Below are 13,094 nucleotides of genomic sequence, written 5' to 3'. Positions count from 1 at the left end.
AAACACCTTTTGAAGCAGAACAAGAATTTTATCAAATTAAAAACGTGGCATAGGTCTTAGAAAAATTGTCCGACTTTTTGTTGCAAGTCCATGTTCCTCGCTGGTCTAAAACAATACACTTATAGTGGTATGAAAGACTGTCTATCACAGGTTTTAAATAAACAGCGTTTAGCCCAGGACCCCCAGCCAAAATAACAATAGGTTCGCCAGCCCCAAATTCATTAATATGAATCTTAGTTTGGTCTTTACTTGTTATGAAATATTCTGTTTGTCCAAAAGAACAAATTGTGGTCAATACAATTGAAATTTGAATGATTATTTTCATAATTACATTATTTAAATACTTAAGCCTTAAGATAATGAAAATTTACAAACCAACCCCCTTTAATAAACCCATTTAGGTTAGGCCTGTGTACCCCCCCCCTCCCTATCTGCCGACAGGCAAGTTTAGCATATAATTTAGATGCTTTTCGTTAGGCAACTGCTAATAATCATGATAAACATTATCATAGAATAAAGCTAATTTCACCAAATTCTCATTGAAGGGTTCGACAAAAAGTATAAGGGGGGGGAGCTTTAAAGCCTAAATTACAACTGTAGTTTAAACCCAACTACACTTTATAAATAACAGCATTGTATGCATTATGTGCTTTAAATTTTAGAATTGCCAACATACCAGCTTTTTTTAGTTAAGAATAGTTATTATTTACTTTGGAGGACTTTGGGGTGCTTTTCATAGAAGTAACAGGTTTTGTATATACCTAGTTGTTTAATGGACACATAATTTTAACCTTGAAATTCTTTATGTCCGTTACAGATATGCATGGTAGGATGGAGAAGTACTTTCCCCTCATGAGATAAGATTGCTTTCTGGCGGTTTATCAGAAAATCGAGTGCATTTTCTTTTGGGAAGGCATTTCCAGAGCATGAGCCAAAGTGAACATCTTTGCCCCAAGTATTACTTATAGCTTCTATTAGTTCTTCTGGTGTCCATTGTTCATTGCTTTTTTCGATTAAAAAAATCACCTCATGTATATGCCTAATATTATTCATGTGTTTTGCTAATTGTTAAATGTCTTATCTTTGATATATGTTTTCTATCGAGTGCATGTAAAGGTCTTAATTTTATTAATATCGTTATATGATAATTGTCATCTCGATTACTTATAACATTAATAACAATTTCTTTTTTCTAGAACGATTTAATTGATGAGAGGGGGGGCATCCAAAGAAAACCACTCATTATTTGACTGGTTTTTTTCTTCTCTAAACTTTCTATTAATAATTCCATACTTTTAAAACCTAGACAACAAAAAGATAAAGACATGAATAATTTTCATTTTGGTCATATATTATTAATATTAATTATTCTCTTAATTGTATTACTGGGCGCAGCAATGACAGGTAAACTTAGATAAGATTAAACATCAACCTATAAAATTAAATGAGGCTAAACTCAATAATTCTTCATTAATTTGGTTGGGCAAAACATTTTAGGGAAAGCTGTCAAACCCGTAAATCATTGTAAACCTAATGTATGTATCGTTTTTATAATAGGCCTATGATTATTTTAGTTACCCAAATTTTTAAACTGACTTAATACATTGAAAATAAATTCTTTAAAAGCATTTTTTAATAAACAACCTAATTAAAAATATGTATGTATTTAATTTTGATGTAGTTACATTTAAACTTTATTGATACCAAAGGTGTTAAAAAACTATATGGATATAATAATTCAATTTAATTTTAGAATTTATTTAATAAAGGACCAAGGTATGACAATTATCAGCTTTTATTTAAACAGGTATTAGTTATATTTAGAGCTTAATTTATTTTGAAAATATTAAGAGATGATTTTACCTAAGGCCCAACACACTTTTCATATACCTGTCATGGGATTGGCATATACTATAGACAGTCCTATTCGAGTGGCTCAATACGGTATTTCTTCTGTAATTTCAATTATAGATGACGATCTTCTAGAGAAAATGAATGCTTATTATTGTGAAAAATTAAACTTACCTTATAAAGAAATCACAACAAAAGCATTCAATTATCGTGCTGAACGAATAACCTCATATTTAAACTTGGTTCATAAAATTGTTCAAGAAAAATTTGAAAAATTTAAAACAGAATTAACAGAAAGTAAAACAGCGTTAGATAATTTTATTGCCATGCTGCCCAATAATTCAAGTATAAAAGAAGGATTATTAAACTTGATGAATAATGGCATCGCTCTAAAAGAAAACATTAAAAATTATCTTGAAACTTATTTGAGAACTGGTGATATTGACGTTAATATTATGACCAAAATTGATAAAGATAATTTTAATAAAGGCGAACAATTACCTATTGAATTTAACGATGCACATGCCTCCCTACATGGTTTTGCAAATAGTAATTTAAATTCTTCTGTTGTGCTTTCAGCTGGAATGAATCCAAGATTGTATAGTTATTTGGAGAAATTCAATGATTTTTTTCCGGACATTAACTGTCATTTAAAAAAGAAAATTATTCTAAAGGTTAGTGATTTTCGTTCGGCCATGATTCAAGGAAAATTTCTTGCCAAAAAAGGACTTTGGGTTTCGGAATATCGTATTGAATCTGGCTTAAATTGTGGGGGGCATGCTTTTGCAACTGAAGGTTATTTATTGGGGCCTATTTTGGAGGAATTTAAATTAAAAAAGACTGAATTATTGGATACAAACCATAACTTAATGGTTAAAACTTTAAATCAAAAAGGGATGTTCGCTCCAGAGCGACCGTTAGAATTAAAAATTACGGTTCAAGGTGGTGTGGGAACAGCCGCTGAACACAATTTTTTAACAGATTATTATAAGGTAGATTCAGTTGGTTGGGGATCTCCCTTTTTATTGGTTCCAGAGGCAACAACTGTTGATAAACAAACAAGAGATTTATTAGCAAATGCCAAAGAAACCGATTTGTATTTAAGTGGGATCTCTCCTTTGGGAGTTCCCTTTAATACTTTAAAAGGAACAACTAATGAACTCCACAAACAAAGACGTATTCAAAATAATAAGGCTGGAAGTGCATGTCCCAAAAAGTTTTTAGCATTGAGCAAAGTATTTGGTCCAGAAGGCGTATGTACGGCTTCAAAAAAATATCAAGATGTGAAATTGAAAGAATTGGAATTAAATGAATTGGCAATGCCTAATGAAGCTTATGAGAATGAGAAAAATAAAATAACCGAAAAATCTTGCCTTTGCTGCGGGTTGGCAAATGCATCTTATCTTGAAAAAAATATTGCTGTTAAAGGTCAGGAACAAGGCGTTGTAATTTGTCCTGGACCAAACATAGCTTATTTTGATGAAGAAGTGTCACTTTTAAAAATGGTAAAACACATTTATGGAAATGATTCAGTGCTTTCTGTTACTAACCGGCCAAATATGTTTGTAAAGGAATTAAAAATGTACATAGATTATCTTAAAAACGAAATGGCAAACTTTTCTGAAGCATTTACTTCAAACCAAATAAAAAGATGGTATATGTTCAAAAATAATTTATTAGAGGGTATTAGTTATTATCAAAATTTGTTTTTAAAACCTATATCTTTAGAAAACAGAAACATTCAACAAATGCTTTGTTTTTATAAAAAAGAAGTTTCTGCAATTTCTATTCCGGAAATTGAACTGAAATAAATTAAACTCTTTAAATTTTTAATAGAGCCCAGCAGTGAGCAAATAATAGAAAACCACTCATCATTTGGCTGTTTTTTTATCTACACTTTCTATTTATAATTTCCATACTTTTAAAACCTAGACAACAAAAAGATAAAAACATGAATAATTTTCATTTTGGTCATATATTATTAACATTAATTATTCTCTTCTTTGGTATTCTATTTCCATTAATGTTTTTTGGTTATAGATTTGGTCTGGGGAAAAGAAGTAAAGAGTCTGAGAATAAAGGTTGTTGGATAATCGTTTTTGTAGCTACTTTAATTATAACTGTTGCTGTGGTGTTAGGAATTCTCTTAATTGTATTACTAGGCGCAGCAATGACGGGTAAACTTAGTTAAGATTAAACATCATCCTGTAAAATAAAATGAGGCTAAACTCAATAATTCTTCAATGAATTGATTCGACAAAACAATATTAGTTGGAGCAAAGCGGACCTAAGCCATTCACAAAGTGAGTGGCTTTTTTGTTTAATTTACTATAGAGGTAGTTAATCCATAAAAACTATAATCAATTTTGCTTTACAAATTTTTTAATAACCACACCATTAGCGGTTTGTAATCTGATAAAATACAGGCCATTTGCAAAAGTGCTCACATCTATGTTAATGGTTTTTTCCAATGCCTCAAATGATTTCATGGATTTACCCAAAGTATTGTAAATCTCCACTGTTGAATTTGTAAACTCTAATGGCATTTTCAACGTTATAAAATCATTCGCTGGATTGGGAAACAAATTAAATTGAAGTTGCGAGTATTGATAATTAGAAACATCTAGATTATTTCCTGTAAAGGAAATAAGTCCTTTATCAGTCCCAACCCATTTCGTTCCATTGTCGTCAACTAAAATGGAATTAATGGCATTAGAACGCAACATCGAGTTGTTTGTGTTAAACGTTTCCCAGGTAATCCCATCAAAGCGTGTCAATCCACTTTCGGTTGACATCCAGATGATATTTGCTCCTTCAACAGTAACATTCCAGAGTAAGTCATGTGGTAATCCTGAATTAGAAGAATTGTAAACTTCCCAATTTGTTCCATCAAAAGAGATCAATCCATTACCAATTGTCCCCATCCAGACAATGCCTTCGGTGCTAATATCAATGGAATAAATCATGCCCTCAACCTGATTTAGACAATCAGTTGTGAGCATGGTAAATTGCACGCCATCAAATTTAACCAAATACATTGGTGGCATTGCCCGCCCCGGATAGATAAATCCACTTGTTAAACCTAACCACTTATTATTTTGATCGTCGACTGCAATTGAGGAAAACGCTGACAATGTCATTCCTGTATTCGACCAATCATAACCTATCAATTCTGTTCCATCAAACTCATATAAATCATTATGTGCTGTTACCCAAATCTTGTCGTCTTTGTCAACGACAATGCCTGTAAAGAGTCCTGGAACTGGTATTTCTGTCCAATTCTCCCCACCGCTAAATATTTCCAGATATGGTGTAATTCCTTGACACGTTATCCATGCCATTCCATTGCCATCCAATGAAATGGAAGAAACATGACTATTTGGATCTGGATATGTATTGGACATTGGAATTGTATAGCTAGCAATAGTTGCCCCAGTAGATTTTTCCATTTTCACAAGGGTATTGTCCACGCCAACCCAAATGTTATCTCCATCACTGGCAAGTCCGCCAACATAATGATCTTCAAAATAGATTTTAAGCTCTACGTTTTGAGCAAAAATAAATGCCGTAATACAGAAAAATCCAATAAAAAATAAAGCAATATTTTTCATGACATTTAGTATTAAATAATGCTAAATGTCCATGAAATCATCAATAGCTACAATGATATATATCAATTAGACGCTTTTATTTTCAAATAAATAATAGCTTAAATCAAAATTGGACTTTTTTTGACTTTTTTATACAGTAATTCAGGATTAAATTAATGCTATAGTCTATTTTAATTTATTGGTATTTGTGATCCGTTTTTGGAAAGCCATTTGTCGAAATTTTGCATTTCTGGGTTTAGTTCCAACGACAAGGCCTCGTCACGAACAGCATTAAAATCATTATTAAAATCCCTCTTAAACTGGAACATGTTACCTAGATCGTCTGCTCCAGGAAAACCAAAATTACGATAGGTCTCGGGACTTACATTATTGTAAATCACATTAATACCCAATGCTTCAGACAGTTTGGAGGCCATTTCATTTCCGGTTAACTTCTCACCAACAATGCCAACGGTTTTACCAATAAATGTATTTCCCCTCTTGAATATGCCATATGCACATTTACCAATATCTTCGGCAGCCATACCTGCCAATGTTTTATCATCCATTGGAAATGCTATATAGTAGTTCCCATCTCCACCATTTTGAGGGCCCATTCCAAAATGGATGAAGTTGTCCCAGTAAAACGAGGTTCTTAAAAAAGTAACGGGCAAACCAGCTTCAGAAAAAAGCTTGTCTGCTGCACCTTTGCTATCAAAATGAGGTACTTTGTAGTGGCCTTGTAGAGTTGGCATTCGGTTATCATCCAATGGCACCCAGTTTCTGGTATCCTCTAGGGTTGACCAAACAATATGTTCTAAATCTGCTCCTTTAGCTGCCTGTATAAAGTTTTTAATTTGTTGGTACTCTTTTTCAGCAGAAAAATGTTCCCAAAAAAAAGTAACAAAGTATACTGCTTTTGCATCTTTCAAAGCCTTTTCAATACTCTTAATGTCATTTATATCGGCTTCTACTACTTCTGCTCCCATTTGTGACAATGCCTTCGCTTTTTCAGATTGGGAGTTTCTAGTTACTGCTCTTACTTTATAGTCTGAGTTACGGTCTGCCAAAATTGCATTTACAAGTCCGCCACCTTGGGCACCTGTTGCCCCAAATACTGTAATGATTTTTTTGTTTTCCATTTTTATTTTTTTGTTTCTTACATTTTACTTTTTGTGATTTTTCTTAATTTTAAAAAGAGACTTTCATGGTAGTTCGTGTTTTCAGCTACTTGCGCTATTGTTTTTTAAAACATAAAAATTGTTCTATTGGTTTGATTACTAATTTAATGAAAAAATATTATGCAGGAAAAAGGAAGGTAAATGGAAAGCCTTAACTTAAATTATGAAGCTTTTTTGTTTAAGATTTGAGTTTTATAAAATCTGTATCTTTAAAATATTACAATTAATTTTTTAAACACATACTTGAAAAATTATTATAGGATTAAATGCTAAGTTAATGGAGAAACTCTTTTTATTAAAACCAAACTTTAAAGACGCCAATGTTGATGGGACAGAGCAATTGTTTTATTGCCCTCATTGCGCCATGATAGAAGGTGTTCTTTCATATTATACACAATTACAAGACAAACTAGAGGTCATTTATGTAGATTTTCCCAGACCTAGACATAAATTGGTTGAACTTGTTGGAGAAGAAAACCAAGGGTGCCCTAACCTTGTGATAAGTAAAGATGATAGTGTTGGTTTAGACACAAGTTATTTCTTGAGTTTAAAAGGATATTTATTTGTTAATAAAAAAGAACTCATTGTGCGCTATTTTACAGATAAGTATGGGATTGGAAAACCACATCCATGATTTTATCAAATCTTTTATTGTATATGGTTTATTGTAATTTAAACGAAGTTGTATTAAAGTCAAATAGGTTTAATACTATACAAACTAGTTTCTAGATAGATTAATTAATCCTACAAAATACTCCCAAAACACCCTTTTTTTACCTTTAATAGTCATTATTTTAAGGATAAAAAAAGGAAATATATTCTTGCATATTGTCAAAAAATGACTCAAAAACCTTTCAAAAGGGCGTATAATATCTGAAAGATATGTCATATCGTCTAATAATCTTGTTAATATAAATAACAAAGGGAATTATCCTTTATCTTTATTTGCTTTTTAATTTCATAACTATGATAAGACCAGATATTTATCCATTATCAGAAAAACTTAAATTTAAAACAAAGCTTTTAAATGTAGGTGTTATTATAATGTTGTTCTCATCTTTTAGCTACTCTCAAACAATCATAAGACAAAGTATTTCAAGTTATGGGACAACTGTTACCGGAGATGATTACTATTATGCTCAAACCATTGGGCAAAGCTACAATACCAGTAATAGCATAAACATCAATGTGACACAAGGTTTTCTGCAACCGGTGAGCTTTAAAATTGAAAAGGTAGCCCAAAACGATGTTGAAGAATTGAATATTAAAATATTTCCTAACCCCTCTAGTTACAGTATTACCCTAAAAAGTACGGAGGCATTAAAAAAGGCAGTTATCCTTATTTCCAACGTACAGGGGCATATTATCTATGATCATGAAGTTCAGAGCCTAGAAGAGCATGTCATAAACTGCAGTTCATGGGCCACAGGCATATATCTAATGAAAGTTCAAGATGATAGTAATAAACAATTGGTCAGTAAATTAATAATATCTAAATAAGCATTAATATGAAAAGAATTATACTCGCCCTAACAGTGGCTTTTATATCGCTTTCAAGTATCGCTCAAGAGCCAAGTTTTACCATTGAGGCATCTCAATTAGCAAGCACTTTTAAGTTTGTGGACAGCGATAACAACAAATTAAATTCAGATTATCAATCCATATTTACGGGTGCTTACGGTATAGGATACCGTAATATTTTTGAGAATAATATTATGCTAAAAGCAGGTTTGGGAAAACGTAATGGAGGTGCTAATTACGTATATGATAATACGAATTACTCATGGCGCTTGGAATATGCAGAACTAAAAGTTGGAGGCGGTTATATGTTAAAACGACGTATGTTCAGTCCGTATGCCGTCCTTAATGCCTACTATGGTCATTTATTGCGTGGTACTCAAGTTTTAAATAACGAGGAGTTCAATATTACTGAGTCCGGTATATTGAAAAAATCAGATTTTGGACTTATAGGAAATATTGGGCTTAACTTTAAAATTTCTAATTTCATATCGGCCTATGCAGAAGGGCTATATCTATTTGGACTAAGTAATATAGAAGAAGATTCGGGTCAGACGACAGCCAACAGAAGCTTTGGGATCTCATTGGGTCTTGCCTTTAATTTAACGGAATAGTAGAAAACATTAATTTGATTGTCATGAAAAAATTTAAATATATTTTATTAATTGTAACTTTTAGTATCGCTGTTAATTTCGTTTCAGCACAGCGAATAGGTAACCTAGACGGCATTAATTATCAAGCTGTGGCACTTAACGATGAAACCCAAGAAATTGTTGGTCTTGATATAGAAGCAAAACCATTATATAATAGAGAAATAGGTGTTCGATTTACTATTACAAAAGGGCTTGACGGAGCGGTCCAATGGGAAGAAACTCATGTAACAACAACAGATGCCTATGGTCTGTTTAGCTTAGTTATAGGAAAAGGTGTTGTGTCTAGTTCGACCTATTCTAGGTTACTGGATATTCCATGGATTGAGGCAGACCAGTTCTTAAAGGTTGAAATCTCAACTAAAAATGACGGCAATTTCAAAATAGTGAGCAATCAAAAGTTTATGGCAGTACCTTATTCTTTCTATACAGACGATATTGCCGATGATGCTATTACAACTGAAAAAATACTCAATGAAGAAATTCTTGCCGAAGATATCGCAGAGGGTGCTGTTGAGACCTCCGAGATTTTGAATGAAACAATTCTAGCCGAAGATATTTCGGAAGGTGCTGTTGAGACCTCTGAGATTTTAAATGAAACGATTCTAGCGGAAGACATTTCAGAGGGTGCTGTTGAGACCTCCGAGATTTTGAATGAAACAATTCTAGCGGAAGACATTTCAGAGGGTGCTGTTGAGACTTCCGAGATTTTGAATGAAACGATTCTAGCGGAAGATATTTCCGAAGGAGCTGTTGAGACCTCCGAGATTTTAAATGAAACGATTCTAGCGGAAGACATTTCTATGGGTGCTGTTGAGACTTCCGAGATTTTAAATGAAACGATTCTAGCGGAAGACATTTCTGAGGGTGCTGTTGAGACCTCTGAGATTTTAAATGAAACGATTCTTAACGAAGATATTGCAAACAATACGATAAACCTATCAACTAAAGTGACCGATATCTTAGCGGTTGAGAATGGGGGTACCGGTCTCGATGCATCAGCTGTTGGAGATGGTGAAATCTTAATTGGAGATGGTACTACCAATGAATTTAATTTAACAACCCTTACTGCTGGTACAGGCATAGTAATTGAAAATACACCGGGTAATATTACCATAATCTCACCACCGGTTTCAACAAGTGCCGATGGCTCTTTTAATATTCCTGTGGGAAGTAACGGGGTTATTGGGCCTAATTCTGCATGGTATTCACCAAATAGTTTAAAGATCGACCCTCCGGCAGACAAAGCCTTTGAAATGGGCGATATTTTTCTTGCCTCTGCCGATATTGATCTACAGGGTTGTATATTATCGGTTTATTTACAGAGTATTGATGGTAACGGACAAGCTAATGTTCAGGTAATCTTATTTAACCCAAGAAATATTCCTGTAACTTTACAAACCCCAGTGACATTTAAATTCTTGCTTGTAAAATAAGCCTGATTGCTAAATATGGGAACCTCATACGTGGGCTTAAAGCTAATAATTACAAGATAGAAATTTAAAGCGCTCTTGTGAAGAAATTAAAGTATAGCATTGGAGATTAAAGGGTAGGGTATGGATTGAATTGATCTATAAAAGTCTAAATAAAAGTCCAAGTATAAAAAACTTATCCTCAAGACATATCTTTTCTTGTACATGTTTTTTAAACCTTATTGTACAAATGTGTTTCCAGAGGGCGTTTTTTGAATTTGTGTTTATAAAAATACAGAGGGAGTAAAAATAAAAAGCCTTGATACAATTATTGGGGCTTTTTTGTTTTAATTAACTTTAGTATGTTTGCTGCCTAATGGCTCCATAGTTCAAGGGATAGAACAAAAGTTTCCTAAACTTTAGATCCAGGTTCGAATCCTGGTGGAGTCACTGGAATTATTTATATAGACTTGTTTTGTTAAACAGGTCTTTTCTGTTTTATGTCTTTTCTGTTTACTTAAAATGTTCATCAATTAGTATTTCAACAGATTTTGATAATCTAATTTGATTGAAAGGAATTCAAAAATGAGGAATATGTATCATTCTCATGAGTATAATAACCTCTTTCAAATTCAATAGACCTTAAACTTCAAAAAGAGAGCAATTATAAAAGCCACATAATAAATTATCTCATAAAAACTTATATTATAGAAATTTCAGTATATTTACAAGACTAACTAATACTTGAAATTATGGATATTAAAAAAACCGTTATTAATCTTTTAGTGTCACTTATTCTTTCACCAATTATTATTTACATTGTTCTTACAATAGCACGGTTAGCGGGAGCTGATTATGAAATGACCCATGGTGAAACTTGGATAATTTGGGTTCTTATGGCTATTTTAATTAACATGTCGATTGAAAAAAAGGGCTCTTAAATTATATTGACAAAAACACAAAAGTCCAACCGTAAATGTTGGACTTTTTTTATGCAATAAACTTAGCCGCTTTTATTATTGAATGTAAAAGATTTAGCATATTGGTTCGTGTTATGATAGAGTCTTTGTTTTTACAAAGCCGCTTTCACGGCTTCAACAGTTTTTTTAGAATTACCTATAAAAATATCATTATCAATTACAAATACGGGTCGACTTAAAAATGTATAGTGTTCAAGCAAATAGTGTTTATAATCCTTCTCCTTTAGAGCCTGATTTTTTAAGTCCATTTCCTTGTATAATTTTGCGCGTTTGCTGAACAGAGCCTCATAGCTTCCGGCAAGGGCTTTCATTTCTTCTAATTGCTTTACGGTTATGGCTTCGGTTTTAATATCCTGTAAAATAAATTCTGTAGATAAATTCAATTCTTTTAAGATCCTAATACAGGTGCTGCAGGTCTTTAAATAATATACTTTTTTCATTCTATATAATATATATCTAAAGGGCAAATTTAACTATTACTTTAGTAACCACTTTGTTAGTCTAAATATTTTTTTCATTTGTTTTTTGTGAATTTTCAAATAAAAAAATTCATGTACTTTTATCGAAAAAATGAATAATATGGATTTTGTGTTTCAAGTTTTAAATAATACCCGAGTAATTTTTAAAGAAATAATAGAGAACAATACCCTTAAGGATCTAAATAAAGTTCCAATGGGATTTAACAATAATATTATTTGGAACATTGCACATGTAGTGGTTTCAGAACAGTTATTAGTCTATAAATTATCGGGGTTGGAATCGACCCTTTCAGAGGATATGATTAATAAATATAGAAAAGGGAGTAAACCAGAAGGTGATTTAAATCAAGAGGAAGTAAATAAGATAAAAGACTTATTGGTTTCAACTATTCAGAAAACTAAAACTGATTATAATAAAGGGTTTTTTAAAAATTATAATCCTTACACTGTTTCTACTACAGGAAATATCTTAAACAATGTAGATGATGCTTTGCAGTTTGTAGCTATTCATGAAGGCCTACATTACGGCTATGTCTTAGCCCTTTTAAAGGCAATTAAAAAATGAATTGTTTGTATTTCAAATTAGAAATAGCTTGTTGTTTAGTCTAGGTAATAAATATAGCCAAAATTTAACCATATAAGCCAGTCATTAAATTTGTTATAGCTGAGCTTGTGGTTAAATCCATCAACCCAATCGTTAAAATAAAGTTGCCAACGCAAATCCAATAGTAAATCAGACAGTACTCCAATTTTATAACGTACCCCAACACTGGTTACCATGGACCAATCGGAAAAAGAATTTGTGTTAATAGGATATTGGCGAGTTTCTCCAGGTTGTAGTGTGGGTAATAAATCGTCGTTTTGGTACCAAAATTGATAAATGTTCCTGCCGTCAAAAACATTTCCGTCACCATAGGTTGTACTGGCTTGTGGAGAAGATGAGGTATAATGAATACCTAAACTCACATAAGGTGCCAACAAATAACTAAACGCTTGAAACGATCTAATGCTTCTTGGAAAATACTCAATTTGAGTACCTATATCGAAATTTTCGGCAACACCATGGTGAGCTCTCAACTTATCGGCATCAGGTGATTTATAAATAGGTCTCACCCACTCCCCGTGGTGGTCTAAAACAGTATAGTTCCAAGATATTTCATTTCGTAGTTTAAAATGGTCATTAAAATAGGTGTCGGTAGAATAACAATTACAATCGGCACGATAAGCAAAGTTTATGTAATGAACAATGCCAATACCAATACCTGAGTTCCCCAAATTAGTTGCTTCATCAAAACGACTTCCAAAGTCCGCTCGAAACTCAACAGGGCCAGCTATAACACCTATTTCATGTGAAAACCCAAGTTGAGAATGCGCTATTGAACCGAAGACTACTACGAAAAATACTGTAAAAAAGCGTTTTAAGCTAAGCATAT

13 protein-coding genes and 1 tRNA gene are annotated in these 13,094 nt (G+C 32.6%); 8 read left to right on the top strand and 6 right to left on the bottom strand.

Annotation, left to right across the window (positions count from 1 at the left end; translation table 11 throughout):
* Nucleotides 1–31: 31 nt before the first annotated feature.
* Nucleotides 32–325 (bottom strand): alpha/beta fold hydrolase, encoded by a 294-nt coding sequence (locus tag K7G79_RS05345; RefSeq protein ID WP_223549890.1) that lies wholly within the window; start codon nt 323–325, stop codon nt 32–34.
* Nucleotides 326–786: 461 nt separating this feature from the next.
* Nucleotides 787–1,053, bottom strand: a complete 267-nt coding sequence (locus K7G79_RS05340) for a DUF2492 family protein (RefSeq protein WP_223549888.1) — start codon at nt 1,051–1,053, stop codon at nt 787–789.
* Nucleotides 1,054–1,853: 800 nt separating this feature from the next.
* On the opposite strand from K7G79_RS05340, the gene K7G79_RS05335 reads away from it, so the two are divergent.
* Both K7G79_RS05335 and K7G79_RS05330 read left to right on the top strand, forming a co-directional pair.
* Entirely contained in the window at nt 1,854–3,662 is a 1,809-nt protein-coding gene (locus tag K7G79_RS05335) for a hypothetical protein (protein WP_223549886.1), read from the top strand.
* 140 nt (nt 3,663–3,802) lie between these two features.
* Nucleotides 3,803–4,042 carry a hypothetical protein gene (locus K7G79_RS05330; protein ID WP_223549885.1) on the top strand — a complete coding sequence of 80 codons (240 nt, stop codon included), beginning with the start codon at nt 3,803–3,805 and terminating at the stop codon, nt 4,040–4,042.
* A gap of 169 nt (nt 4,043–4,211) precedes the next feature.
* Here the strand turns inward: K7G79_RS05330 and K7G79_RS05325 are convergent, their stop codons facing one another.
* Nucleotides 4,212–5,462: a T9SS type A sorting domain-containing protein gene (locus K7G79_RS05325; protein ID WP_223549883.1), complete on the bottom strand. Its 1,251-nt coding sequence runs from the start codon at nt 5,460–5,462 to the stop codon at nt 4,212–4,214.
* Nucleotides 5,463–5,632: 170 nt separating this feature from the next.
* Nucleotides 5,633–6,583, bottom strand: coding sequence for an NmrA/HSCARG family protein (locus K7G79_RS05320; RefSeq protein WP_223549882.1), 951 nt, complete (start codon nt 6,581–6,583; stop codon nt 5,633–5,635).
* A gap of 316 nt (nt 6,584–6,899) precedes the next feature.
* On the opposite strand from K7G79_RS05320, the gene K7G79_RS05315 reads away from it, so the two are divergent.
* The 5 genes from K7G79_RS05315 to K7G79_RS05295 all read left to right on the top strand — a co-directional run bounded on the left by K7G79_RS05315 (nt 6,900) and on the right by K7G79_RS05295 (nt 10,652).
* Nucleotides 6,900–7,256, top strand: coding sequence for a DUF3088 family protein (locus tag K7G79_RS05315; protein ID WP_223549880.1), 357 nt, complete (start codon nt 6,900–6,902; stop codon nt 7,254–7,256).
* Nucleotides 7,257–7,588: 332 nt separating this feature from the next.
* A complete protein-coding gene (locus K7G79_RS05310) occupies nt 7,589–8,122 on the top strand; it encodes a T9SS type A sorting domain-containing protein (protein WP_223549878.1) in 534 nt (177 codons plus the stop codon).
* A gap of 8 nt (nt 8,123–8,130) precedes the next feature.
* Complete coding sequence (locus K7G79_RS05305) at nt 8,131–8,754, top strand: outer membrane beta-barrel protein (RefSeq protein ID WP_223549876.1); 624 nt, start codon at nt 8,131–8,133, stop codon at nt 8,752–8,754.
* A 23-nt stretch (nt 8,755–8,777) separates the two neighbouring features.
* On the top strand, nt 8,778–10,226 hold the full coding sequence (locus tag K7G79_RS05300) for a hypothetical protein (RefSeq protein ID WP_223549874.1): 1,449 nt from the start codon (nt 8,778–8,780) through the stop codon (nt 10,224–10,226).
* 354 nt (nt 10,227–10,580) lie between these two features.
* Nucleotides 10,581–10,652: transfer RNA gene (locus tag K7G79_RS05295), tRNA-Arg, on the top strand.
* Between the two features lie 622 nt (nt 10,653–11,274).
* On the opposite strand, the gene K7G79_RS05290 is transcribed toward K7G79_RS05295, so the two are convergent.
* Nucleotides 11,275–11,622, bottom strand: coding sequence for an arsenate reductase family protein (locus K7G79_RS05290; protein WP_223549872.1), 348 nt, complete (start codon nt 11,620–11,622; stop codon nt 11,275–11,277).
* Between the two features lie 139 nt (nt 11,623–11,761).
* On the opposite strand from K7G79_RS05290, the gene K7G79_RS05285 reads away from it, so the two are divergent.
* Entirely contained in the window at nt 11,762–12,226 is a 465-nt protein-coding gene (locus K7G79_RS05285) for a DinB family protein (RefSeq protein WP_223549870.1), read from the top strand.
* Nucleotides 12,227–12,261: 35 nt separating this feature from the next.
* On the opposite strand, the gene K7G79_RS05280 is transcribed toward K7G79_RS05285, so the two are convergent.
* The gene (locus tag K7G79_RS05280; RefSeq protein WP_223549868.1) at nt 12,262–13,092 is read right to left on the bottom strand and encodes a glutamate dehydrogenase; all 831 of its coding nucleotides are present in this window, start codon (nt 13,090–13,092) and stop codon (nt 12,262–12,264) included.
* Nucleotides 13,093–13,094 lie beyond the last annotated feature (2 nt).

The sequence above is a fragment of the Aestuariivivens sp. NBU2969 genome, from assembly GCF_019931125.1.
GTDB classification, from domain to species: Bacteria; Bacteroidota; Bacteroidia; order Flavobacteriales; family Flavobacteriaceae; genus Aestuariivivens; species Aestuariivivens marinum.
Note: the sequence above shows the minus strand (reverse complement) of the source record. Positions and strands in the feature narration are given on the sequence as shown.